The organism is Stenotrophomonas sp. STEN035 (assembly GCF_056759935.1).
Map to the genome: position 1 here is coordinate 96,013 of NZ_JBRRDY010000013.1, position 24,586 is coordinate 120,598.

At 63.2% G+C, this 24,586-nt stretch carries 19 protein-coding genes; 8 read left to right on the top strand and 11 right to left on the bottom strand.

Annotation, left to right across the window (positions count from 1 at the left end; all coding sequences use genetic code 11):
* Positions 1-198 precede the first annotated feature (198 nt).
* From era to rpoE, 8 genes are all read right to left on the bottom strand, one after another.
* A complete protein-coding gene (era, locus tag ACVOLL_RS09290; protein ID WP_481512644.1) occupies positions 199-1,101 on the bottom strand; it encodes a GTPase Era in 903 nt (300 codons plus the stop codon).
* A complete protein-coding gene (gene rnc, locus ACVOLL_RS09295; RefSeq protein ID WP_481512645.1) occupies positions 1,098-1,772 on the bottom strand; it encodes a ribonuclease III in 675 nt (224 codons plus the stop codon). The genes era and rnc overlap by 4 nt, the downstream gene beginning before the upstream one ends.
* Entirely contained in the window at positions 1,765-2,142 is a 378-nt protein-coding gene (locus ACVOLL_RS09300) for a DUF4845 domain-containing protein (RefSeq protein ID WP_481512646.1), read from the bottom strand. Before ACVOLL_RS09300 ends, rnc begins: the two co-directional genes overlap by 8 nt.
* A 29-nt stretch (positions 2,143-2,171) precedes the next feature.
* Positions 2,172-2,975, bottom strand: coding sequence for a signal peptidase I (lepB, locus tag ACVOLL_RS09305; protein WP_481508334.1), 804 nt, complete (start codon positions 2,973-2,975; stop codon positions 2,172-2,174).
* Positions 2,976-3,086: 111 nt separating this feature from the next.
* Positions 3,087-4,877, bottom strand: a complete 1,791-nt coding sequence (gene lepA, locus ACVOLL_RS09310; RefSeq protein WP_282269647.1) for a translation elongation factor 4 — start codon at positions 4,875-4,877, stop codon at positions 3,087-3,089.
* A 159-nt stretch (positions 4,878-5,036) separates the two neighbouring features.
* A complete protein-coding gene (locus tag ACVOLL_RS09315; RefSeq protein ID WP_481512647.1) occupies positions 5,037-6,557 on the bottom strand; it encodes a DegQ family serine endoprotease in 1,521 nt (506 codons plus the stop codon).
* Between the two features lie 128 nt (positions 6,558-6,685).
* Entirely contained in the window at positions 6,686-7,582 is an 897-nt protein-coding gene (locus ACVOLL_RS09320) for a sigma-E factor negative regulatory protein (protein ID WP_481512648.1), read from the bottom strand.
* The gene (gene rpoE, locus ACVOLL_RS09325; RefSeq protein ID WP_313170618.1) at positions 7,579-8,199 is read right to left on the bottom strand and encodes an RNA polymerase sigma factor RpoE; all 621 of its coding nucleotides are present in this window, start codon (positions 8,197-8,199) and stop codon (positions 7,579-7,581) included. The genes ACVOLL_RS09320 and rpoE overlap by 4 nt, the downstream gene beginning before the upstream one ends.
* 236 nt (positions 8,200-8,435) lie before the next feature.
* On the opposite strand from rpoE, the gene ACVOLL_RS09330 reads away from it, so the two are divergent.
* Positions 8,436-10,499, top strand: coding sequence for a 3-hydroxyacyl-CoA dehydrogenase NAD-binding domain-containing protein (locus tag ACVOLL_RS09330; RefSeq protein ID WP_481512649.1), 2,064 nt, complete (start codon positions 8,436-8,438; stop codon positions 10,497-10,499).
* A gap of 242 nt (positions 10,500-10,741) precedes the next feature.
* On the opposite strand, the gene ACVOLL_RS09335 is transcribed toward ACVOLL_RS09330, so the two are convergent.
* The 3 genes from ACVOLL_RS09335 to ACVOLL_RS09345 all read right to left on the bottom strand — a co-directional run bounded on the left by ACVOLL_RS09335 (position 10,742) and on the right by ACVOLL_RS09345 (position 13,444).
* Positions 10,742-11,722: a cation diffusion facilitator family transporter gene (locus tag ACVOLL_RS09335; protein ID WP_481512650.1), complete on the bottom strand. Its 981-nt coding sequence runs from the start codon at positions 11,720-11,722 to the stop codon at positions 10,742-10,744.
* Positions 11,723-11,815: 93 nt separating this feature from the next.
* Positions 11,816-12,622: a thiol:disulfide interchange protein DsbG gene (dsbG, locus tag ACVOLL_RS09340; RefSeq protein ID WP_481507609.1), complete on the bottom strand. Its 807-nt coding sequence runs from the start codon at positions 12,620-12,622 to the stop codon at positions 11,816-11,818.
* A gap of 24 nt (positions 12,623-12,646) precedes the next feature.
* On the bottom strand, positions 12,647-13,444 hold the full coding sequence (locus tag ACVOLL_RS09345; protein ID WP_481512651.1) for a prolipoprotein diacylglyceryl transferase family protein: 798 nt from the start codon (positions 13,442-13,444) through the stop codon (positions 12,647-12,649).
* 139 nt (positions 13,445-13,583) lie between these two features.
* On the opposite strand from ACVOLL_RS09345, the gene ACVOLL_RS09350 reads away from it, so the two are divergent.
* From ACVOLL_RS09350 to ACVOLL_RS09380, 7 genes are all read left to right on the top strand, one after another.
* A complete protein-coding gene (locus tag ACVOLL_RS09350; protein WP_481512652.1) occupies positions 13,584-15,017 on the top strand; it encodes a GGDEF domain-containing protein in 1,434 nt (477 codons plus the stop codon).
* A gap of 97 nt (positions 15,018-15,114) precedes the next feature.
* Positions 15,115-16,236, top strand: coding sequence for a metallophosphoesterase (locus ACVOLL_RS09355; RefSeq protein ID WP_481512653.1), 1,122 nt, complete (start codon positions 15,115-15,117; stop codon positions 16,234-16,236).
* 210 nt (positions 16,237-16,446) lie between these two features.
* Entirely contained in the window at positions 16,447-17,868 is a 1,422-nt protein-coding gene (locus ACVOLL_RS09360; RefSeq protein WP_481512654.1) for a DcaP family trimeric outer membrane transporter, read from the top strand.
* 105 nt (positions 17,869-17,973) lie between these two features.
* On the top strand, positions 17,974-19,323 hold the full coding sequence (gene adiC, locus ACVOLL_RS09365; protein ID WP_481512655.1) for an arginine/agmatine antiporter: 1,350 nt from the start codon (positions 17,974-17,976) through the stop codon (positions 19,321-19,323).
* Between the two features lie 29 nt (positions 19,324-19,352).
* Positions 19,353-21,641 carry an Orn/Lys/Arg family decarboxylase gene (locus ACVOLL_RS09370; protein ID WP_481512656.1) on the top strand — a complete coding sequence of 763 codons (2,289 nt, stop codon included), beginning with the start codon at positions 19,353-19,355 and terminating at the stop codon, positions 21,639-21,641.
* 248 nt (positions 21,642-21,889) lie between these two features.
* On the top strand, positions 21,890-22,795 hold the full coding sequence (locus ACVOLL_RS09375) for a cation diffusion facilitator family transporter (protein ID WP_481512657.1): 906 nt from the start codon (positions 21,890-21,892) through the stop codon (positions 22,793-22,795).
* Positions 22,792-24,126 carry an amino acid permease gene (locus ACVOLL_RS09380; RefSeq protein WP_481512658.1) on the top strand — a complete coding sequence of 445 codons (1,335 nt, stop codon included), beginning with the start codon at positions 22,792-22,794 and terminating at the stop codon, positions 24,124-24,126. Before ACVOLL_RS09375 ends, ACVOLL_RS09380 begins: the two co-directional genes overlap by 4 nt.
* Positions 24,127-24,586 lie beyond the last annotated feature (460 nt).

Genomic DNA, 24,586 nt, shown 5'->3' on the forward strand with positions numbered 1-24,586 from the left:
CGCGACCGTGATCCAGCCGGCCTTCGTCAGGCTCCCTGGCGGCCGGCTAACGCGACGACTTATCGTCGTCGCAGCATCGCTCTTCATCGCACAACCTGACCTGTCAAGCGGCCAGAAAACAGCCGGAAATCGCAAATCGCGGCAGAACCAGGCAGTTTCCATTCCCGATTCCCCACTCCCGATTCCCGGCTGAAAAGCTTACTGCTCGCCGTAACCGAAGGCCTTCAGTGCGGCCTCGTCATCGGACCAGCCTTCACGTACGCGCACCCAGGTTTCCAGGAACACCTTGGCACCGAACAGACGCTCCATCTGCAGACGCGCCTTGGCGCCGATTTCCTTCAGGCGGGTGCCACCCTTGCCAATGACAATCGCCTTCTGGCCTTCGCGCTCGACCCAGATCACCGCGCCGATACGCAGCAGTGCACCATCTTCGGCAAAGCGTTCGATTTCCACGGTGGTGGCGTACGGCAGTTCTTCGCCAAGCTGGCGCATCAACTGCTCGCGGACCAGCTCACCGGCGAGGAAGCGCTGGCTGCGGTCGGTGATTTCATCTTCGCCGAACATGGGCGGGCCTTCCGGCACCAAACCGATAAGGTCACGCACCAGCGCGTCCAGACCATTGCGCTTCAGCGCCGAGATCGGATGAACTGCGGCGAATTCACGACCGACGGTGATCTCCTGCAGGAACGGCAGCAGCGCACCCTTGTCCTTCATCCGGTCAACCTTATTGACGATCAGTACCACCGGCACGCCTGCATCGCTCAGCACGTTGAACGCGAGGGTGTCTTCTTCGTCCCAGCGACCGGCTTCGATCACCAGCAGACCAACGTCCACGCCTTCCAGCGAGGCACGCGCAGCGCGGTTCATCACCCGGTTCATCGCGCGCTTCTGCTGGCGATGCAGGCCGGGGGTATCAACCAGCACCAGCTGCCCTTCCGGGTAGGTGGCGATGCCAAGCAGCCGGTGGCGGGTGGTCTGCGGACGGTTGGAGACAATGCTGACCTTGGCGCCGACCAGGGCGTTGGTCAGGGTCGATTTGCCAACGTTGGGGCGGCCAATGACCGCGACGCTGCCACAGCGATGAGAGGAGGTGTCGTTCACTTGGAATCCAATTGCTCTATTGCGGCGGCTGCCGCCTGTTGTTCGGCCAGCCGTCGCGAAGTGCCTTCGCCTTCGGTACTTACGGCAGGGTCAGCCACGCAACAGCGCACATGGAAGTGCTTGGCGTGGTCGTCGCCGGTCTCCGATACCAGCTCGTATACCGGCAGGGTCTTCTGCCGGGCCTGCAACCATTCCTGCAGGCGTGTCTTGGGGTCTTTCTCGGGCTTGCCCACCGGCACCGCCGACAGCGAGGCCTCGAACCACGGCATTATCCGCTCGCGGCAGGCTTCGAAACCGGCGTCCAGGTAAATGGCGGCAACCACGGCCTCGAAGGTGTCGGCGAGGATCGAGTCGCGGCGATGGCCGCCGGACTTCATTTCGCCTGGACCCAGCGTCAAGCGGTCGCCCAGCTCCAAGGCGCGTGCGATAACCGCCAGCGCAGCCTCGCAAACCAAGGCCGAGCGGGCACGCGTGAGCGCGCCTTCGTCAGCCTTCGGCCAGCGTGTGAAAAGTGCTTCGGCGATCAGCATGTTGACGATGCTGTCGCCAAGGAACTCCAGGCGCTCGTTGTGCGGCGCACCGGCACTGCGATGGGTCAGGGCCTGCTTCAGCAAACCCTGATCCTTGAATGAGTGACCGATCAGGTCACCCCGTTGGAACGTTCTATTCACTACCGGTCCGGTTCAAATCCTGGGATGCGTTGAACTTGCCCACCACATCGAGGTTGCCGATCATTTCGCGACGCACTTCGTAACTGACAACCATACGCAGACCACCGTCAGTGCGTTCGATCTTCAGGTCACCCGGCTTCACGTCGTCGGCATAGTTCATGTCCATGCGCTTGAAGAACAACTCCTGCACCTTGGCTGGCTCGAGACTGCCCGACCCGGGCTCTGCAGCGATGCTCTTGAGCGCCGAGCGCACGGAGTAATACTCCTGGTACATCGGGAACAGCTTCATGCCGATAAACAGCGCAAAGCCCACTACCGCCAATACCACGAGAAACGAGGTCAGCGTCATACCTGCTTGCTTGTGCTTCATTGCGATCTCCCCAGACACGCGTTGTCCACTCACTGAATGCCCGCCCCGATACGCGACGGTTCGAAACTACCCTTGCAGAACCAGCCTTCACAGTTCAGCCAGATCAGGAACGCCTTGCCACGCAGATTCTCTTCCGGCAGGAAGTGGGTCTGGGTCCAGAAGCGACTGTCCTCGCTGTTGTCGCGATTGTCACCCATCACGAAGTACTGACCTTCCGGCACCACCCAGTCGCCCTGGCCCCGCGGGTCGGCACGACCCAGCAATTCCAGCACGGTGTGACTGCGACCCGGCAGCTGCTCGGTCAACAGCGAGGCGCCAGTCATTTCCGCGCCCGGGCCCTTGCCAACGTACTCGCCACGGTCTTCGTAGACCATCGGCACGCCGTTGATCGACAAGGTGTCACCGTGGAAGCCGATGCGGTCGCCCGGCAGGCCGATCACGCGCTTGATCCAGTTCTGGTCCGGTGCATGCGGCGGCTTGAACACCACCACGTCACCGCGCTTGGGCTCGGCCACCGGGATGATCTTGGTATTGGTGATCGGCAGACGGAAGCCGTAGGAGAACTTGTTGACCAGGATGAAATCGCCGATCAACAGGTTGGGCATCATCGAGCTGGAGGGGATCTTGTACGGCTCGGCCACGAAGCTGCGCAGGATCAACACCACCGCCAGCACCGGGAAGAACGCGCGCGAGTAATCCACTACCGCCGGCTCTTCGCTGTCCAGCAGGCTGGCCTTCTCGGCACGGCGCTTGCGCAGGTACAGCTTGTCCAGCAGCACCACCAGGCCCGAGCCCAGAGTCAGCACAACCAGGATGATTTCAAACCATTTCATTCATGTTCCTTCGGAATGAGATTCGGGATTCGGGATTGGATATTCGCAACAGCCAAAGCGCATGCCGCTCTGGCGAATCCCGAATGCCGCATCCCGAATCCCCAATAACTGTTACTTGTCCATCTGCAGCACAGCAAGGAAGGCTTCCTGTGGGATCTCCACGCGGCCCACCTGCTTCATGCGCTTCTTGCCTTCCTTCTGCTTCTCCAACAGCTTCTTCTTACGCGAAACGTCGCCACCATAGCACTTGGCCAGCACGTTCTTGCGCATGGCCTTGACCGTGGTACGGGCGATGATCTGCGCGCCGATCGCGGCCTGGATGGCCACGTCGAACATCTGCCGGGGAATCAGGTCCTTCATCTTCTCGCACAGCTCGCGGCCACGGCGATCGGCATGGCTGCGGTGGGCGATCAGCGACAGGGCGTCAACCTTGTCACCGTTGATCAGCACGTCCAGGCGCACGAACGGGCCGGCATCGAAGCGCACGAAGTGGTACTCAAGCGAGGCGTAGCCACGGCTGACCGACTTGAGCTTGTCGAAGAAGTCCAGCACCACTTCGGCCATCGGCAGCTCATAGCTGATCTGCACCTGGCTGCCCATGTAGTTGATGCCGATCTGGCTGCCGCGCTTCTCTTCGCACAGCTTGATGATGCTGCCGATGTATTCCTCGGGGGTGAGGATGTTGGCGCGGATGATCGGCTCGCGGATTTCTTCCACCTGGTTGACCGGTGGCAGCTTGGCCGGGTTGTCCATCATCACGATGGTCCCGTCGCTCTTGAGCACCTCGTAGATCACCGTCGGTGCGGTGCTGATCAGGTCGAGGTTGTACTCGCGCTCCAGGCGTTCCTGCACGATTTCCATGTGCAGCATGCCGAGGAAGCCGCAACGGAAGCCGAAGCCCATCGCCTCGGAGCTTTCCGGCTCGAAGCGCAGCGCGGCGTCGTTCAGGCGCAGCTTGTCGAGGGCTTCGCGCAGGTCAGGGTAGTCCTCGGCATCGACCGGGAACAGGCCGGCGAACACGCGCGGCTGCATTTCCTGGAAGCCGGGCAGCGGCTCGGAAGCCGGATCGGCCTGCAGGGTCAGGGTGTCGCCGACCGGCGCACCGTGCACGTCCTTGATGCTGGCGTTGATCCAACCCACTTCACCGGCACGCAGCGCAGGCATTTCCTTACGCTTGGGGGTGAAGACGCCGACCTTGTCGACCAGATGCCAACGACCGGTGGACATGACCTGGATCTTGTCGCCGGCCTTGATCTGGCCCTGCATCACGCGCACCAGCGAGACCACGCCCAGGTAGTTGTCGAACCAGGAGTCGATGATCAGCGCCTGCAGCTTGTCACTGCCACGGTCGGCCGGCGGCGGGATGCGGTGCACGATGGCTTCCAGCACCTCCTCCATGTTCAGGCCGGTCTTGGCGCTGACCGCAACCGCGTCGGAGGCATCGATGCCGATCACCGCCTCGATCTCGGCCTTGGCACGGTCGATGTCGGCGGTGGGCAGGTCGATCTTGTTCAGCACCGGCACCACTTCCAGGCCCTGCTCGATGGCCGTGTAGCAGTTGGCAACCGACTGCGCTTCCACGCCCTGGGCCGCATCGACCACCAGCAGCGCGCCTTCGCAGGCGGCCAGCGAGCGGCTGACTTCATAGGAGAAGTCGACGTGGCCGGGGGTGTCGATGAAGTTCAGGAAGTAGGTCTGGCCGTTGCGGGCCGTATACGGCACCGACACCGACTGCGACTTGATCGTGATGCCACGCTCACGCTCGATCGGGTTGTTGTCCAGGACCTGCGCTTCCATTTCGCGCGCGGTCAAGCCGCCACACAACTGGATGATGCGGTCGGCCAGGGTGGACTTACCGTGGTCAACGTGGGCAATGATGGAGAAGTTGCGGATCATCCGCATCGAATCATGTGACATAGGTGGCGGCGGCGGCGCTGCGTCGTCAGGATAACGGGCCATTATCGCATGCCGGAGCCAAGCCCCGCACAGGGTTTGGCCGGCAGCTGAACGAAAGGAGCCGCCCGAAGGCGGCTCCCGTTGCTATCACAAGGCCTGACGGACTTATTCGCCAGCGCGAACCGGGACGAAGGCGCTGTTGGCGCCGGCGCGGACCAGCAGCATGACCACGTCTCCCTTCTTGTAGCCAGCCAGCTCCCGGTTCAGGGCGGCAACGCTACCCACCGGGGCGCGCCCGACCTGCAACACCACCATGCCCGGGGCCAGACGCGCCTCACGGCCGGACCGGCTGTTGACGCCGGTGATACGCACGCCTTCGCCCGACTCCAGGCCGAGCTGACGACGCTCGGCGGCGGTCAGATCGGCCACTTCCAGCCCCAGCAAGGCGTTGGCACCGGCCTGCGGCTTGGCATCATCGCCAGCGGCGGCAGTGTTGCCCGGCCGCGCCGCATCCTCAGCCAGCTCATTCAGGGTCACAGTGATCTCACGCGGCTTGCCTTCACGGATGATCCCCATCCGCACCCTGCTGCCCGGCGCCATCGCACCAATCATCGGCGGCAGCTCGCTGGCATCATTGATCTGGGTGCCATTGACCGAGCGGATAACATCGCCCACCTCGATCCCGGCCTTGGCGGCAGCACTATCGGCCACCATCTCATTGACCAGCGCACCACGGCTATCCGGCAGCTTCAGGCCTTCGGCGGCATCGGCAGTAACCGCACCGACCATCACACCCAACTGGCCGCGGCTGACCTTGCCGGTCTTCTTGATCTGCTCGACCGCATTCATCGCCAGATCAATCGGGATCGCGAAACTGATACCCATGTAGCCGCCAGAGGCGGAGAAAATCTGGGAGTTGATGCCGACCACTTCACCGCGCGTATTCAGCAAAGGACCGCCGGAGTTGCCCTGGTTGATCGCCACGTCGGTCTGGATGAACGGCACATAGCGCTGCTCGTTACCACCGGTATTGCGGCCAAGCGCACTGACGATGCCGGCGGTAACCGAATGGTCCAGGCCAAACGGCGAGCCGATCGCTACCACCCACTGGCCCGGCTTGAGCGTATTGGAGTCGCCCACCCGCACGGTCGGCAGGTTGCGGCCTTCGACCTTCAGCAACGCCACGTCGTACTGGGCATCGCTGCCGACCACCTTGGCGGTGAACTCGCGGCGATCACTCAAGGTGATCTTGACCGACTCGGCACCGTCGATGACGTGGTGGTTGGTCAGCACATAGCCATCATTGGAGATGATGAAGCCCGAACCCATGCTGCGCCCACGCGGGCCGCTGTCCGGCCCTTGCTGGCCCGGCCCCGGCATCTGGAAATCCGGACCGAAGAAGCGGCGGAAGAACTCCGGCATCTGGTCCATGTCCGGGCCCTGCTGGGCAGCGCGCGGATTGCGCCGCGCGCCGATCACGGTATCGACCTTGACCACGCCCGGGCCGACCTGGTCGACCAGCTGGGTGAAGTCAGGCAGGCCCTGCACCAACTGCGGCGCGGGCGCGGCACGGGTAGCAGCGACCTGTTCGGCCGGGGTATTCGGGGCCGGGCTCTGCGCACAGGCGACCAGCGGCAGGGTCATCGCCAGCAGGCCAAACACCTTGTTTTGGATACGTGGGGTCATCAGCTTCGAGCCTCCAATTCAGTCAAAGCGGGTAAAAACAGCCAAGCCCGGTACGCCCAACCACAGCGCACAAACCTGGAATCCGGGGAGAACCGGTCGCCCAGAGGCGGACGACCGGCAAGCAACACTCACTGACGCGGCAACAGCCTGCGCGACTCGGCATCGTCGGCGCCCTGTGCCGGCATGCGTGGTTCAAACGGGTAGAACGTCGCCCCGCCCTGCTCTTGTGCAGGGAAACTTGCGTTAAGCGCCCCCTGCGACAGCGACGGTGCCACCGACGAGCGTGGCCACGGCCGCGCATGCAGTACACCATTGCCGGTGGCAAACGGGTCCGGGCGCAGCGCCGGGGTCGCCGGCAGTACCGGAGCGGAGGCAATCGCCCGCTGCGGCTCGGCCATACGGGCAGTACCAGCCCGCGCTGCCTGCTGGGTGCGGGTCGCGCTGCCGCGGCGGGCGCTGGCGTCCTGACGACGGGTCACCGCTGCGGCGACCGCAGGCGCCGCTGCAACCAAACCGGCAACATTGCCAGCATCAGCTGTGGTGGGTGCCGAGGGCAGCACAGGTGCCGGAGCAACTTCCGCCGTGGTCGCGATGACCGGGGTGGGTGCATTCGTTTCCGGCAACTGCTCACGGGCCATGAACAAGGCCACCGCAGCCACCGAGGCAGCCAGAGCGGCACCGCCGCCCCAACGCCGCCAGCCAGTTCGGGCTGCGCGTTGTGGGGCGGGCGCGGCAAGCACCGGTCCATTCTGGCGAGCATCGGCGTCCACCGCTTGACGGACCCGTGCACTGAAATCCAGGGGCGCCGGTGCACAGGCCTGGCCGCGCATCACATCACCCAGGACCTGCCAGCGCTCCTGGCAGGCCGAAAGCTCGCTGTCGTGTTCCAGCCGACGCAGCATGAAGCGCGCCTCATCGGCAGCCAGCTCGCCATCCACCAGCGCCGACAGCTGCTGGCGATAGTGCAGTTCAAATTTGTCCGGCGCAGCACCGGCCGACACCGGGTTACGGTCTTGCGGGTTCATACGCGACTCCGTTCACGGGTAGCGCTGGGGGTATCCAGCAAGGGACGCAACTGTGCGTCGATGGCCTCGCGGGCACGGAAGATCCGCGACCGCACCGTGCCGATCGGGCATCCCATTTTCTGCGCGATATCCTCGTAACTCATGCCTTCCACCTCTCGCAACGTAATGGCTGAGCGCAGCTCTTCGGGCAACGCATCAACCGCCTTCATCACGGTCTGTTCCAGTTCCTGGCGCATCAACTCACGCTCGGGCGTGTCGTTGTCGCGCAAGCGGACCCCACTGTCGAACTGCTCGGCGTCACCGATCTCGATGTCGTCGGTGGGGGGGCGCCGGTTGTGTGCTGCCAGATAGTTTTTTGCGGTATTCACTGCGATCCGATGCAACCAGGTATAGAACTGGGCGTCGCCACGGAAATTCCCGAGCGCACGGTAAGCGCGCACGAAAGTGTCCTGGGCCACGTCCTGACACTCACTCCAGTCGGCGATGTAGCGCCCGATCAACGCGATGATCCGATGCTGGTACTTGCGTACCAACACATCGAACGCTGCGCTTTCGCCGCGCTGCACACGCCGGACCAGTTCCAGGTCCAGCTCCTGCGGTGTTTCAACCTCGGCCATAACGGGCCGCACTCCTGTCAGCCCAACCGACGTCGGGCATTAAGACCGCTGTTCGCGGCAAAAGTTCAGCACCCTGTCCCAGCGGCACCGCACCAGCTTTTAACTCCCGTTCGGCTAACCTGCAGGGGCGCTGACCAGATAAGCCCAACGCAATTCCAGACATTGGGATTTGACGGCAGGGAAACAACCTCTGGATCATAGCGGTCTTCTCCATACACAACCGGATGGAACGTCCCATGCTCTCAGGCTTCGACGGGCTCCGCTTCAATCATTGGCAAACCGAGCTGCGCGAGGATGGCGTGGCAGTGCTCAGCCTCGACCGCAAGGACAGCCCGGTCAATGCCATGTCGCAGGACGTGCTGCTGGAACTGGGCGACATCGTCGAGCGCCTGGCCATCGACCCGCCCAAGGGCGTGGTGGTGCGCTCGACCAAGGCGGCCGGCTTCATCGCTGGCGCCGACCTGAAGGAATTCCAGGAGTTCGACCGCCGCGGCACCGTCAATGACGCCATTCGCCGCGGCCAGAGCGTCTACCAGAAGCTGGCCGAACTGCCCTGCCCGACCGTCGCAGCGATCCACGGCCACTGCCTGGGCGGTGGCACCGAGCTGGCGCTGGCCTGCCGCTACCGCGTGGCCTCCAACGATCAATCCACCCGCATCGGCCTGCCCGAGACCCAGCTGGGCATCTTCCCGGGCTGGGGCGGCAGTGCACGCCTGCCACAGCTGGTCGGTGCGCCGGCGGCGATGGACATGATGCTGACCGGCCGCACTTTGTCGGCCTCGGCCGCGCGTGCAATCGGCCTGGTGGACAAGGTCGCCGCCCCGGCGGTGCTGGTCGATGCGGCCATCGCGCTGCTGCAGACCGGGGTGACCCGCCCGTTCAAGCAGCGCGCCACTGCCTGGGCCACCAATACCTTCCTGGCCCGCAAGATCCTCGCCCCGCAGATGGCCAAGCAGGTCGCGCGCAAGGCCAAGAAGGACCAGTACCCGGCGCCCTACGCGCTGATCAGCACCTGGGAGCGTACCGGCGGCAGCCCGATCCAGAAGCGCCTGGACGCCGAGCGCCGCGCCGTGGTCAAGCTGGCCAGCAGCCCGACCGCGCGCAACCTGATCCGCATCTTCTTCCTGACCGAACGGCTCAAGGGCCTGGGCGGCAAGGACTCGGGCATCAAGCATGTGCACGTGGTCGGTGCCGGCGTGATGGGCGGCGATATTGCTGCCTGGGCGGCCTACAAGGGCTTCAACGTGACCCTGCAGGACCGCGAGCAGCGTTTCATCGACCCGGCCATGACCCGCGCGCAGGCGCTGTTCGACAAAAAGGTGCGCGATGAGAGCAAGCGCCCGGAAGTGGCCGCACGACTGAAGGCCGATCTGGCCGGTGACGGCGTTGCCGATGCCGACCTGGTGATCGAAGCCATCATCGAGAACCCGGAAGCCAAGCGTGCGCTGTACCAGACGCTGGAGCCGAAGATGAAGGCCGATGCGCTGCTGACCACCAACACCTCCTCGATCCCGCTGATCGAGCTGCGTGATCACATCCAGCGTCCGGCACAGTTTGCCGGCCTGCATTACTTCAATCCGGTCGCGCAGATGCCGCTGGTGGAGATCATCCACCACGACGGCATGGCGCCGGAAACCGAGAAGCGTCTGGCTGCGTTCTGCAAGGCATTGGGCAAGTTCCCGGTGCCGGTGGCCGGCACGCCCGGCTTCCTGGTCAACCGCGTACTGTTCCCGTACATGCTGGAAGCCGCCACCGCGTATGCCGAAGGCATCCCCGGCCCGGTGATCGACAAGGTGGCGGTCAAGTTCGGCATGCCGATGGGCCCGATCGAGTTGCTGGATACGGTTGGCCTGGACGTGGCCGCAGGCGTGGGCAAGGAGTTGGCCCCCTTCCTCGGCCTGCAGATCCCGGCCGCACTGGCGACCGTCGAGCCGAACAAGCGCGGCAAGAAGGACGGCCAGGGCATCTACAAGTGGGAGAACGGTCGCGCGGTGAAGCCGGAAGTGGCCAAGGACTACCAGCCGCCGTCGGATCTGGAAGACCGCTTGATCCTGCCGCTGCTCAACGAGGCCGTGGCCTGCCTGCACGACGGCGTTGTCGCCGATGCCGACCTGCTTGATGCAGGGGTGATCTTCGGCACCGGTTTCGCCCCGTTCCGCGGCGGCCCGATCCAGCATATCCGTGCGACTGGTGTAGACGTATTGGTTGAGAAACTGAAGACTTTGCAGGCACGCCATGGCGACCGCTTCGCACCGCGCAAGGGCTGGGAGATGCCGGAACTGCGTGAGCCGGTGGTTTGAATTTTTGATGGTTGATTGAATGAAAAACGGAGCCGAAAGGCTCCGTTTTTCGTTCAATCTGTTCTGTAGTGCCGAGCCATGCTCGGCAGTGGCCTTACAGAAAATACCTGAGCCCCCACTCTGTAGGAGCGGCGTAAGCCGTGAAGCCACAGATCAATCAGATTGCCGTGATTCCGGTGATTTCAGCAGCCTCAGCTTCGCGGCTTACGCCGCTCCTACAATGCCGAAAAGCCACCGGACATCTAGCGGTGCACATGCCCATGGTGACCTTGATCATCCGGCCCATGAGCATGACCTTCATGATCGTGATCGTGGTCACCGCCAGCCGCCTTCTTGTCGGCACAATCATCGCCGCAGTGATCCGCTTCAACCTGCACCGTCACATGGTCGATATCAAACCGCTCGTGCAGCAGGTCCGCCAGCTGTCGACGCAGTACATCCGGCGCCAGGCCATCCTGCATCACCACGTGCACGGTCAAGGCCGGCGTGCTCGATGCCAGCGCCCATACATGCAGATCATGGATACCGGCTACACCGGCATGGCCACGTAGCGCCGCCTCGATATCGGCCAACACCACGCCCTTGGGCACACCTTCCAGCAACACGTTGATCGCATCGCGTAGCAGCACCCAGGTGCGCGGCAGCACCCACAGGCCGATCAGCACGGCCAGGATCGGATCCACCAGGGTCCAACCGGTGAAGTGGATGATCAGGCCGCCGGCAATCACTGCCACCGAGCCGAGCATGTCGCTCCACACTTCCAGGTAGGCGCCTTTGACGTTCAAGCTCTCGCCGCTGCCCGCGCTGAGCAGGCGCATCGCGATCAGGTTCACCACCAGTCCAAACGCGGCCACCCACATCATGCCCGTGGAGGCGATCGCCTGCGGCTGCTGGAAGCGCTGCACGGCCTCGAACAGGATGTAGATGCCTACGCCGAACAGCAGCAGGCCATTGGCTACCGCACCAAGCGCTTCCAACCGCGCATAGCCGTAGGTGCGCTTGGCGTCGGGCGGACGCCGGCTCAGGCGAACGGCGGTCAAGGCGATCATCAGCCCGATGGCATCAGTCGCCATGTGCGCGGCATCGGACAACAGCGCCAGGCTGTTGGTCCAGAACGCGCCAATGACTTCCACCACCAGATAGGCGGTGGTCAGGCCCAGCGCCCACCACAGTGGTTTTTCGTGGCGGATTTCGCTGGGCAGATGGTTGTGGTCGTGACTCATGGCTGGCTCCTCTACTAGCTCCTTAAAGCGGGGGCCAGCTTAGTCAGCCAGTGGCGGCGGAGACTATTACATCGCCGCCGGCCGGTTCAGTGATCAGCGCGGGCCGAGCACCGTCTGCATGTCATCGCCCTGCGGCATGCCCGAACGCATCTGCACCGTGCCGTCGGCATCCTTGAACAGGATACCCGGCGTGCCCTGGAAGCCCAGATCCAGCATCAAGGCCTCATTGGCACGCAGCTTGGCCTGCACCGCCGCCGGCACCGTCGCCAGCGGCTTGATGCCGCCCTTGGCGAAATCTCGCTCGTTCTGGATCAGCGCCTGCTCCGGCGAGGCTGCGCCCAGAATCGCGGCGGCCTTGTTGGCACTGTCCTCGCGGATCACACCGACCAGAATCTGCCGGATCTGCACCTTGCCTGCGGCCACCCACGGCTGCGCTGCTTCCCAGAAGCGGTTGCAGTACGGGCAGTTCGGGTCGCTGAAGGAATAGATGACACGCGGCGCATCGGCCTTGCCATCGCGCACCCAATGGCTGGCTTCCACCTTGGCCCAGGCCTGTTGGCCCATCGGTCCCGACACCAGCTCCTTGAGCTTGGCGGCGCTGACATCCTCACCCTTGGCGTTGACCAGGGTACCAACCACCGCGTACTCACCATCCTTGGACACATACACGCCCAGCGGACGCTGGCCAGCGACGCCGGCATAGCCGGTCAGTCCAACCGGCGTCTCGAACGTGCCCATGAACTCCACGCCCTGCGAACGCAGGGTCTTCACTACCGCCGGCTCATTGGCCGCGGCCGGCTTGGCCGCAGTAGCCGCCGGGGCGGTGGCGGTCTGCGCGCAGGCCAACGGCGTCAGCGTCATGGCGGACAACAACAGCAACATCGAACGGGAACGCATCATCGTATGTCTCTTTCAGTAAAGGGGTTATTGCATTTCGCGCAGACGCGCTTCCAAGGTGGCGCGCGACAGCTCGCCCATGTGCACATTGCGCAACCGGCCATCGGCGCCAAAGAACAGCGTTGTCGGCAATGCACGCGCGCCGGTTTGCTGCATCACCTGCGACTCGGCATCCAGCAGCACGTTGCCCAACTGCATGTTCTCGGCGCGCAGATAGTCAGCGACTTCATCGCGGGTCTCGCCCTGATTGGCGAACACGAACTGTACCTGCGGATGCGCCTGCTGCGCCTGCGCCAGCACCGGCATTTCGCGGCGACACGGGCCACACCAAGTCGCCCACAGATTGATCACGGTTGGCTTGCCGGCAAATGCAGCCAGCGGCGCAGGCTTGTCCTGCATGTCAACCAGCACCGCATCCGGCAACGGAATGGACGATCGCTGCAATGCGAACAATGCCATCCCGCCAATTGCCCAGAACGCCGCGCCAGCGGCCAGACCCAGCAGCACCGGCTTGCGCAGGATGCGTTGGCGGGTCTTCCACAGCGCGTAGGCGGCGGCGACCAGCAGGCCGGCCCAGATCGAATAGCCGCCATCACCCAGACGGATGATGGACAGCGGCTGCGCGAGATAGTCGCCAGCATGCATCGCCACATGCCCCATACGTGCGCCCAGCAAGCCCAGCAGAAACGCATCCAGAACCACCGCACCGGCACGGCTGCGCATTCCATCGGCAGCTGGTGCCAATGCGCGCGCGAAGAACCAGCCAATCGCCAGCGCCAACAGGGCAACCAGCGCCATCAACGGAAACGGGCCAGCGCTGACCATTCCGCCATCCCGATAGTGGTGCCCAGCACAAGTGAACTTGAACAAACAGTGAATCCAGCCATCAACACAACGTCCTCAAAAACCTGTTGTTGCTGCCGATAATAGTCGGCTGCCTCTTGGCACTTTACCGGTCGTACGTATGAACATCGTCCCCGCACCACCCCCAGACACCGACAGCAGCGCGCTCGCAGATGCCTGGAAACACAGCCTCGACGCCGCCGGTGTCGAGGCGAGCCAGATCCTCGCGAGCCTGGCCGACGCGCATGCCGCTGAACTGGCCGCGCATTTTTACAAGGTCATGATGAACGACGCGCGTGCCTCACGCTCGATGTCACATGACCAGGTGCGGGTACGACTGCAGCCGGCCATGCAGCGCTGGGTCAAGGACCTGCTGCGCGCCACGCCCGCGGACGTCCAGCAACTGATCGCCAACCAACGCGTCATCGGCGATGTGCATGCACGCGTGGGCATCCCGGTAGACCTGGTTACCCGTGGCACCCGCGTGCTGAAGCAACGCCTGTTCCAGCTGATCGGCGAGCAGGCCGGGCATGGCGAGGCCGCACATGCCGCCATTGCCAGCCTCACCGCATCGTTCGACATCGCGCTGGAGGGTATGACACTGGCCTATTCCAACGCACGGGAACGTTCCTCACGCACGGATGCCGCCTACCGGCTGTTCTCGCTGGTGCAGAACGTTGGCACCGAGCGCGAACGCCAGCGTGCGCTGTTGCTGGATTGGGAAAACACCCTCCTCTACGCCCTTGCGGCACAGGGCGATCTGGGCAGCTTCCAGACCCTGGCACGTTCTGAGTTCGGTCTTTGGTTCAACCACAAGGGCATTCCCAGCTTTGGCGAAAGCTCGGAGACACGACAGATCTCCGGCCTGATCCACGAAGTCGACCAGCTACTGCAACACACCCTGCAGCAGGACAGCGACCCGGCCGCGCGCTCGGCGCAACTGCAGGACGTGCGCTCCAAGGTCAGCCAGATCCGCACCTTGCTTGGCATGTTGTTCGAGCGCATCGGTGAACTGGATGCCGGCTGCGATGCCTTGACCAACCTGCTCAACCGCCGTTTCCTGCCCACCGTGCTGCGCCGCGAAATCGAGCTGGCGGAAAAGTCCGGCGACAGCTTTGCCGTGCTGCTGCTGGACCTGGATCACTTCAAGGCCATCAACGACGAGCACGGCCACGAAGCCGGTGATCGCGCCCTGCAACATGTCGCCGGCATCCTCAGCCAGTTCACCCGTGGCAGCGACTACGTATTCCGCTACGGCGGCGAAGAATTCGTGGTCGTGCTGGTGGCGGTGGAGGAACGCCAGGCCATGGTGATCGCCGATGGCCTGTGTCGGCGCCTGGTCGATACGCCGGTCACCCTCGCAGATGGCCAGCTCCTGCCCATCAGCGCCAGCATCGGCGTCGCCCTGTATGACGGCCACCCGGACTACGAGCGGGTGATGGCACGCGCCGACGCCGCCATGTACCAGGCCAAGAAGCAGGGCCGCAATCGCGTTGTACTGGGCAGCGATGCCTTGCCCAGCGCACCGGGCCGCAACGCATTGCGCCGCGACTGAGCGGCAGACAGCACCAACCGATAGCACATGCCGCGGCGGCGGCGACGGCATAGTCTGCAGACGGGTGCACCCGGCCACCCGTCTTCGGAAGCCTGCCATGCCCATCATCCGCGCCCTGCTCATCCTGCTGCTGTGCAGCGCCCTGCCCGTGCTGGATGCCAGCGCCCGCGAGGTTCCGCAGCCAGCCGAGCATGTGCAAGCCGATGGTCCCTATGTGTTCCGCGATGGCAAGCGACTGCAAGCGCAATGGATCTGTGACGACCGGGTGGTTTCGCGGAAGTTGAAGGCTAGGCGCGATATCGCCCCTGTCATCGCATCAGAGTGCGGCTACCCGCACCCGCTGCACATGGCTCCACTCGCCACGCCGGCTAGTGCCGTACTGCCCGCGGTGCCGCGCATCGTCGCCGTCTCCGACATCCATGGCCAGTACGATCTGCTGCGCCGCTTGCTGCGCGCCAACAGCGTGATCGACGGCGACGACAACTGGGCACTGGGTCAGGACACGCTGGTCATTGCCGGCGATGTATTCGACCGTGGCCCGCAGGTCACCGAAGCATTCTGGCTGCTCTACAGCCTGCAGCAGCAGGCCGCGCAGGCTGGTGGCGCAGTCCACTTCGTGCTCGGCAACCACGAAACCATGGTGCTGTACGACGACCTGCGTTACGTCAATCCCAAGTACCTGCGCAGCGCCCAGCTGCTCGGCCGCAGCTATCCGCAACTGTATGGTGCCGATTCGGTGATCGGGCAGTGGCTGCGCACGCGCCCGGTGCTGCTGCGCATCGGCGATACCTTGTTCCTGCATGGCGGCATCTCACCCGAGGCACTGCAACTCGCACTCGATCCAACAACCACCAACGCCGCGTATCAGGCCTCGTTGGGCCGGCCCAAGGCAGAAGTGAAAGCAGACCCGGCCACCGCACCACTATACGACGGCAAGACCAGCCCCATCTGGTACCGCGGCTATTTCAACGGCCAGCTGGATACCGCCGGTGTGCAAGGCGTGCTCGACCAGCTCGGACTCAAGCGCATCGTCGTAGGACATACCTCGATGCCACACGTCACCAGCTTCCACGGCGATCGCATCATCGCCATCGACAGCAGCATCAAGGACGGCGAGAGCGGTGAGTTGCTGTTCATCGAGAACGGCAAGCTCAGCCGCGGGTTGCTGGATGGCACGCGGGTGCCGCTGGAAACAGGCCAGCTGGATCGCGAAGACTGAAGCCCTTTCAGCTATCAGAAATCACTGTTTATGACACTAGGTTTCATCCTAAATTCACGTAGTCATAACCTGATTTCAACGATGGTAAATAGGCAGGTTTCACGCAGGCCTGAGGGGGCAGTCAGCGTGTCGCCACGCAAGCGACAAGGTGAATCGCGGCGGGGATCTGTCCCGGCCGTGAGTGGCGCTTTCTTCTCCACGGAACAGGCGATGAAACCACTGACGCTGGCCACATTGCTGCCACTTGCGCTGCTACCCGGCGCAGCAGGCGCGCAGGACTCCGTTGCCGCATTGCGGGCGGAGATCGCGCAGGCACAGCAGCATCTGCAAACGCTCAACGCGCGGTTGGATGCACTGGAGCAAGGACAAGCAAGTCCCGCCCCGAAACCTCCACCGCTTCGGCCACCGCCCGCCGCGACTTCCCACCTGGATACGGCAGCTACCGGCACCGGCAAAGCAATCACCGCACAGACCATACTCCCGGCGCGTGATTCGGTCGCTGATCCTTCAACTGCTGCCTCACGTCTGGACAACGCGCCTTCGCCGACCGACCCGGAACTGAAAGGATTCATCGCAATCCCAGGCACCGAGACAATGATCCGACTCGGCGGCTACGCAAAACTAGACGCCATTGCAGATCGGCGCGCCGCCGGTGATACCGAGCAGTTCATCACATCCTCGATTCCTGTCGACAGCCCGCACCGCGATGTCTCGCATTTCGGCATGCACGCCAAACAGACCCGCTTCAGCTTCGAAGCACGGCGCCCCACCACACACGGCAAGCTGCGCTTCTACCTGGAGAACGACTTCTTCGGCAGCAGCGACAGCTACGAGTTCCGCCTGCGCCACGCCTACGGCCAACTGGGCAATACCTATGCCGGCTATGGCTATTCCACCTTCATGGATGCCGATTCGCTGCCAGACACCTTGGACTTCGCCGGTCCCGGTGCGGCCGGTTATCTATTGGTCGCCGGCATCCACCACAGCTTCGCGCTGGGCAAGGGCAACAGTTTGACCGTGGCGGCTGAGAACCCCGATTCGCAGCTAGCCAACACCGGCGACAACGACAGCAAGACAGAGCACCTGCCCGACGTCAGCCTGGTCGCACGCATGGAGCGCGATTGGGGCCACCTGCAGCTGGGCGCAGTGCTGCGCAGCCTTGGCTACGACGGCGACGGCCGCGATGACCGCACGTTCGGTGGCGGCCTGCAACTGAGCGGTTCCTACGCGGTAGCCGAGCGTGACCTGCTGCTGTTCGGCCTGATTGGCGGCAAGGGCATCAGCCGCTATACCGCCGACCTCACCGGCTCCAATCTGGATGCCGCCCTCGATACCGCCGGCCGGCTCAAGGCGCTGCCACTGCGTGGCGGCTTCTTCGGCTATACCCACTACTGGTCGGACCTGTGGCGCTCCAACCTGATCTACGGGCAGCTGCAGATCGACGGCGCCGACGCCTTGGCCAGCGATGCGTTCCGTCGCAGCCGTTACGCGGCATTGAACCTGCTGTGGAGTCCGGCACCGTCCTGGACCATGGGCATGGAACTGCTCTACGGCCAGCAGCAACTGCAGAACGGCCGCGATGCGGACACCCTGCGTTTGCAGGGCAGCCTGCAATACAACTTCATCAAGTAAGAGGCAGCCGATGACCGCACGCGCCAAGTGCGGCTGGCCACCCAACGATTCACGCAATGTCCTTCCCATCGAATTACCCGGCACTGCCGGTGAGAGGAGATAGTCATGGCAGGTCAGAAGAAAATCGGGGTCGTTGGCGCGACCTTCCTGGTGGCAGGCAACATGATGGGCTCAGGCGTATTCCTGCTGCCTTCCAGCCTGGCCAAAATCGGCACCGCCTCGATCTGGGGCTGGTTGGTCACCACCGCCGGCGCATTGTTGCTGGCCTTCGTGTTCGCCAAGCTTGGCAAGTTGGCACCAAAAGCAGGCGGCCCTTACGCCTATGCACGTGATTGGTTCGGCCCCTACATGGGCTTCCAGACCAATACCATCTACTGGTTCGCCAACTGGATCGGCAATGTCGCCATCCCGATCGCGGCGGTCGGCTACTTCAGTTACTTCTTCCCGATCCTGTCCGACCCGGTCCCGCGCTGCATCGCGGTACTGCTGCTGGTGTGGGCGCTAAGCTTCGCCAACGTGATCGGCCCGTCCTTCGTCAGCCGCGTACAGACGGTAACCACCAGTTTCGCGCTGGTGCCGATCCTGGGCATCGCCATCTTCGGCTGGTTTTACTTCGACCCCACCATCTTCAAGGGTGCGTACAACGTTTCCGGCCAGTCCAACTTCGGCGCGGTGTCCAGTGCGGCAGCGCTGACCCTGTGGGCCTTCATCGGCGTGGAATCGGCATCGGTCACCGCCGGTGTTGTCGAGAACCCGGAGAAGAACGTTGCCCGCGCCACCCTGGCCGGCGTGTTCCTCGCTGCCATTGCCTACATCGCCAGTTCCTCGGTGATCATGGGCATGGTGCCCAATGCCGACCTGCAGGTCTCCGACGCGCCGTTTGCACTGGCAGCGGCAACCGCAGTTGGCGGCTGGGGCGGTGCACTGGTCAGCCTGTGCGCCTTCGTTGGTGCAGCCGGCTCACTGGGCGGCTGGATCCTGTTGACCGCGCAGAGTGCCAAGGCCGCCTCGGACGATGGCCTGTTCCCCAGCGTTTTCAGCAAGATCAACAAGGACGAAGTGCCGGTCAAGGGCGTGCTCATCGTCGCCGTGTTGATGACGCTGGCGGTGCTCATCACCTCCACGTCGGAAACCGCATCCGCGCAGTTCGACGTGATCACATCCGCTGCGGTGGTACTGACCCTGCTGCCCTACATCTACTCCTGCGTGGCCTGCTACTTCGTGGTCGAACGTTCGCATACGCTGGCGCACACCGGCGCGTTCTGGGCACTGACCAGCATCACTGTCGTCTACTGCCTGTGGGCCATCTACGGCTCGTCCGGCAGCATCGTCCAGTACGCCTTCCTGTTCGTACTGTTCATCACCGTGTTCTACCCGTTCTTCAGCGATGAGCGCCGCAAGCAGCGCCTGGCCAAATTCACTCCGAATGGCACCAACCGTGCCAGCACGAACTGATCCCCCGCTCGGTAGATAGGAACAACACCATGTACTTCAAATCACTCGACTACCCGATCGTCATCATCGATGCCGACTACGAATCGCCGCGTATCGCCGGCATTCTGATCCGCGCCCTCGCCGAGGAACTGCGCAAGAGCGACCAGCGCGTGCTCTCAGGCCTGAACCTGGATGACGCCCGCGCCGGCGCACGCACCTATGTGGCTGCGTCGGCGGTACTGATCTCCATCGACGGCACCGAGGACGATGACGACCAGTTCCAGCGCCTGCTCGCCTTCCTGCGTGAGCAGAGCCAGCGTCGTGCCGACCTGCCGGTATTCCTCTATGGCGAACGCCGCACCATCGAGAAAATACCGAGCAAGCTGCTCAAGTTCGTGCACGGCTACATATTCCTGTTCGAGGACACCAAGAGCTTCATCGCCCGCCAGGTGATGCGCGCCGCCGATGACTACATGGCCAAGCTGCTGCCGCCGTTTTTCAAAGCGCTTATCCACCATTCGGCACAGTCCAACTATTCATGGCATACGCCCGGCCATGCCGGCGGTGTCGCCTTCACCAAGTCACCGGTAGGCCGCGCACTGCATCAGTTTTACGGCGAAAACACCTTGCGCAGCGATCTGTCGATCTCGGTGCCGGAGCTGGGCTCGCTGCTCGATCACACCGGCCCGATCCGCGACGCCGAGGCCGAGGCCGCGCGCAACTTCGGCGCCGACCACACCTTCTTCGTCACCAACGGCACCTCCACCGCCAACAAGATCGTCTGGCATGGCACGGTTGCGCGTGGCGACATCGTGTTCGTTGACCGCAACTGTCACAAGTCGCTGTTGCACTCATTGATCATGACCGGCGGCATCCCGGTGTACTTCACCCCCAGCCGCAACGCCCACGGCATCATCGGGCCGATCAGCCTGGACCAGTTCTCTGGTGAAGCACTGCAGAAGATGATCCAGGCCAATCCTTTGGCCAGCAAGGCGGCCAAGCCCGGCGCCAAGCCGCGCATCGCGGTAGTCACCAATTCCACCTATGACGGGCTCTGTTACAACGCCGAGACGATTGCCGACAACCTCGGCTCAGCGGTGGACTTCCTGCACTTCGATGAAGCCTGGTACGCCTATGCCGCGTTCCACCCCTTCTACGAAAATCACTACGGCATGGCCAAGGGCAAGCCGCGCGAACAGGATGCGATCATCTTCACCACCCATTCCACGCACAAGCTGCTGGCTGCGTTCTCGCAGGCATCAATGATCCATGTGCGTAACGCGGCAACGCGGGAACTGGACGCGGAACGTTTCAACGAATCGTTCATGATGCATACCTCCACCAGTCCGCACTACGGCATCATCGCCTCCTGCGATGTCGCCTCGAAGATGATGGAAGGCGATGCCGGCAAATCGCTGGTGCAGGAGATGCACGATGAAGCGGTCGCCTTCCGCCGCGCGATGCTGCATGTCAGTGAGGACCTGGGCCGCGATGACTGGTGGTTCAAGGTCTGGCAGCCAGATGGCGTGGAGCGCACCCTGGCCAAGGGTGACAGTTCCAAGCCCATGGTCACCTCACGCCCGGACTGGTATCTGCGTCCGGATGCGCGCTGGCACGGTTTCGACAACCTCGCCGACGACTATGTGCTGATCGATCCGATCAAGGTCACCCTGCTGACGCCCGGGCTGTCGATGGACGGCGAGATGGGCAAGCTCGGCATTCCGGCCGCGATACTGAGCAAGTTCCTGTGGTCGCGCGGCATCACCGTGGAGAAGACCAATCTGTACTCGGTGTTGTTCCTGTTCTCGATGGGCATCACCAAGGGCAAGTGGAGCACCCTGGTCACCGAGCTGCTGGCGTTCAAGGACCTCTACGACGCCAATGCACCGCTGAGCCAATCGCTGCCCAGTCTGCTCGAAGACAACGCCAGCGCCTACGCGGGTTGGGGCCTGCGCGATCTGTGCGCAGCCCTGCATGAGTTCAACCGCGAGTTCCGGGTGGCCGAGGTGATGCGTGAGATGTACGTGGAGCTGCCGGAGCCGGTGATCACGCCGGCCGAAGCCTACAACCATCTGGTGCGTGGCGAGATCGAGCGGGTGGACATCGACCAGCTCAGCGGCCGCGTCGCCGGCACCATGCTGGTGCCCTACCCACCGGGCATCCCGACCATCATGCCGGGCGAGCGCTTCGGCGCCAGCGATGAACCGATCATCCAATCACTGCGCATCGCCCGCGAGCAGAACGCACGCTTCCCGGGCTTTGAGTCGGATGTGCATGGCTTGATCATCGACAACAGCGGGGAGAAGCCGAGTTACCGGGTGGAAGTGCTGAAAATCTAGGTAGGGATAGAAGCAGGGCGCGCACTGTCCCTTCTCCCGCATGCGGGAGAAGGTGCTCCGCAGGGGCGGATGAGGGGGCTTGTAGCTTCTGGCTAGGCTTTTGCTACGCGTTTTCTTTGGATACGCCCCTAAAAATGTGCTCTACGTGCTTTCAAAGCGCCCTCACCCCAACCCCTCTCCCGTAAACGGGAGAGGGGCTTTTGAAGCCTAGCTCCTCTTACTTGGCTACCGGGCCGTCGACCAACCAAATGACCAGCACCCGCCAGGAACAACGCGTCTTGCAACTGTCCATCGCAGCCACCGTCCTGGTCGCTGCGATCGGCTTCTTTGGAGGCATGCTTGCCCGCTCACAAGCGATCCTGTTCGATGGCATCTACAGTCTGGTGGATGTGGCGCTGACACTGGTCGCGCTTGCGGTGCTGCGCTTGATGGCGCGCGAGCAGAGCCCGCGTTTCCAATACGGTTTCTGGCATCTGGAGCCCATGGTCGAAGCGCTGGGCGGTGCAATCCTCAGCCTGGCCTGCATCTACGCGTTGGCCAATGCAGTGATCGGCTTCAGCGACGGCGGCCACGAAACCCGTGTAGGTCCCGGCCTGCTGTGGGCCGGTTTGCTGGCGGTGGTGGATCTCGCGATGGCGGTGTGGATCGGCCGTCACGCGCGGCTGCTGCAATCCGGCCTGCTACGCCTGGACGCGCGTGCCTGGCTGCTGACCGGATTGATGAGCCTTGCCGTGGTGCTGTCCTTCGTCATCGCACTGGCACTGCGCGGTGGCGCCCACGAACACTGGATTCCCTACCTCGACCCTTTGGTGCTCGCCTGTATCGCCTTGGCGACGCTACCGGTGCCGCTGCTTGGAGCATGGAAAGCTGCGCGCGAAGTCCTGCAGGTAGCGCCAAGCGAACTGGATCAACTCGTGCAGCAGGTAATGCAGCAGTTCGTCGACAAGCATCACTTTGAAGGCTTCACCAGCCATGTCGCCAAGATCGGCCGCATGCAGTTTGTCGAAATCCATATCCTGACCAGACCCGATACCCAGCTCGGCAGCATCGGCGATGTCGACCGCCTACGCGATGAAATCGCATCGCAGCTGGACGCACGCTCGGGACGCTTCTGGCTGACCATCGACTTCACTTCCGACCCGGCTTGGACATGAGCTCACCCAACCCGAAGAAGATGGGCCTGACCATGGCGACCATGCTGGTTGCCGGCAACATGATAGGTACCGGCGTATTCCTGCTACCGGCCAATCTGGCCACCGTCGGCAGCATCTCCTCGATGGGCTGGCTGATCGCTACCGCTGGCGCCATCGCGCTAGGATTGGTGTTCGCCCGCCTGTCACAGCTCGATCCGCAGCCCGGCGGCCCTTACGCCTACGCGCGCGATGCCTTCGGCAACTACATCGGCTTCGTCAGCAACTACGCCTATTGGTTCGGCAACTGGATCGGCAACGTTGCCATCGCCTTGGTGGTGACCGGCTACCTGAGCCATCTCTGGCCCTGGCTGCAGGATGTCTATCCGCGCCTGGGCTTCACCTTGGCGGTGATCTGGCTGTTGAGCATGGCCAATGCGCGAGGCGCCCGCTGGATAGGCGCGTTGGAAACCGGCACCTTGCTGCTGGCATTGATCCCGATACTGGGTATCGCCATTTTCGGCTGGTGGTGGTTTGATCCTGCCTTGTTCAGCGCCGGCTGGAACGTCAGCGGCATGGAAGACAGCGCCGCCATCTCACGCAGCGCATCCATCGCGCTATGGGCCTTCATGGGTGTGGAAAGCGCAGCGGTATCGGCCGATGTCATCGACAATCCCAAGCGCAATATTCCGCTGGCCACCCTGTTCGGGCTGGCGCTGGCGGCCGCGATCTACATCAGCTGCTCGCTGGTGATCATGGGCATGGTACCGATGGCGCAGCTGCGCGATTCCTCCGCGCCTTTTGCCGACGTCGCACAATTGATGATCGGCCCCTGGGGCGTATTGGTGATAGCGCTGTGCGCGATCCTCAAATCGGCCGGCGCGCTTGGCGGTTGGATGCTGCTGGTCGGGCAATCAGCCAAGGCAGCAGCCGAAGACGGTCTGTTCCCGAAAGTGTTCTGCCGGCTCAACAAACACGGCATGCCCGGCACCGGCTTGATGATCGTGGCAGTACTGATGAGCGCATTGCTGCTGGTGACCTCTTCCCCCACCCTCGCCCGCCAGTTCGACCAACTGACCAATATCGCGGTGCTGCTGACCATCATTCCCTACCTGTTCTCTGCTGGCGCGCTGATCTGCAGCACGCTGGAACGCGGCGAGCAGGGCTGGATGCGTGCCGCCTGTCTGTTTACCGCTGCCGCAGCGGTTGCCTACTGTTTGTACGCACTGCTTGGTGCCGATGCCGAGCTGCTTGCCTATGCCACAGTGGCGGTACTGTTCAGTGCGGCACTGTATCCCTTCTTCCGCCAGCGGATGCTGGAGAGCGGTAAGACGCGGGAGTCCACCCGCGCATAGCGCACGCCGTCGATGCCCCCGATGTGTTGACGAAGTATGCTTGGACCGCCAAACCAGAGCACCAGACGTTGACTATGCCCTGGAACAGCAGGCAACAACGCGGCCATTGCCCCAGGGCGATAGTCCGGCTGCGTCGGAAATACCATGATATTCCCTTTGCAGCCATGCAAGCCGGCGCGCTCTGCGCCCCTACGCGACCGTTGCTGACGACATCCCCTGACAGCACTGACGATCTGTATCCAATGCTGCAGCCAGCCCCATACCTCTTCAAGGTGAATCGTCCGCTGACAACCTCAACAGCTCGCGCGAAGCAATTGCAATTGCAATTGCGCAAAGCATATCTGTCGTACTGGACCGGCCAGCCTTTCGTAGACATCCGGTTGCCATAATTCATGGCAATGACCGAGGTGTTTATGGGCAACAGCAAGCAGTACACGGATGAGTTCCGTGCCGAAGCGGT

Coding starts and splice junctions, on each gene's coding strand:
- ACVOLL_RS09300 (WP_481512646.1), bottom strand. CDS start 2,142: ATGAAGCACAAGCAAGCAGGTATGACGCTGACCTCGTTTCTCGTGGTA.
- lepB (WP_481508334.1), bottom strand. CDS start 2,975: ATGAAATGGTTTGAAATCATCCTGGTTGTGCTGACTCTGGGCTCGGGC.
- lepA (WP_282269647.1), bottom strand. CDS start 4,877: ATGCGGATGATCCGCAACTTCTCCATCATTGCCCACGTTGACCACGGT.
- ACVOLL_RS09315 (WP_481512647.1), bottom strand. CDS start 6,557: ATGACCCCACGTATCCAAAACAAGGTGTTTGGCCTGCTGGCGATGACC.
- ACVOLL_RS09320 (WP_481512648.1), bottom strand. CDS start 7,582: ATGAACCCGCAAGACCGTAACCCGGTGTCGGCCGGTGCTGCGCCGGAC.
- rpoE (WP_313170618.1), bottom strand. CDS start 8,199: ATGGCCGAGGTTGAAACACCGCAGGAGCTGGACCTGGAACTGGTCCGG.
- ACVOLL_RS09330 (WP_481512649.1), top strand. CDS start 8,436: ATGCTCTCAGGCTTCGACGGGCTCCGCTTCAATCATTGGCAAACCGAG.
- ACVOLL_RS09335 (WP_481512650.1), bottom strand. CDS start 11,722: ATGAGTCACGACCACAACCATCTGCCCAGCGAAATCCGCCACGAAAAA.
- dsbG (WP_481507609.1), bottom strand. CDS start 12,622: ATGATGCGTTCCCGTTCGATGTTGCTGTTGTTGTCCGCCATGACGCTG.
- ACVOLL_RS09345 (WP_481512651.1), bottom strand. CDS start 13,444: ATGGTCAGCGCTGGCCCGTTTCCGTTGATGGCGCTGGTTGCCCTGTTG.
- ACVOLL_RS09350 (WP_481512652.1), top strand. CDS start 13,584: ATGAACATCGTCCCCGCACCACCCCCAGACACCGACAGCAGCGCGCTC.
- ACVOLL_RS09355 (WP_481512653.1), top strand. CDS start 15,115: ATGCCCATCATCCGCGCCCTGCTCATCCTGCTGCTGTGCAGCGCCCTG.
- ACVOLL_RS09360 (WP_481512654.1), top strand. CDS start 16,447: ATGAAACCACTGACGCTGGCCACATTGCTGCCACTTGCGCTGCTACCC.
- adiC (WP_481512655.1), top strand. CDS start 17,974: ATGGCAGGTCAGAAGAAAATCGGGGTCGTTGGCGCGACCTTCCTGGTG.
- ACVOLL_RS09370 (WP_481512656.1), top strand. CDS start 19,353: ATGTACTTCAAATCACTCGACTACCCGATCGTCATCATCGATGCCGAC.
- ACVOLL_RS09375 (WP_481512657.1), top strand. CDS start 21,890: ATGACCAGCACCCGCCAGGAACAACGCGTCTTGCAACTGTCCATCGCA.
- ACVOLL_RS09380 (WP_481512658.1), top strand. CDS start 22,792: ATGAGCTCACCCAACCCGAAGAAGATGGGCCTGACCATGGCGACCATG.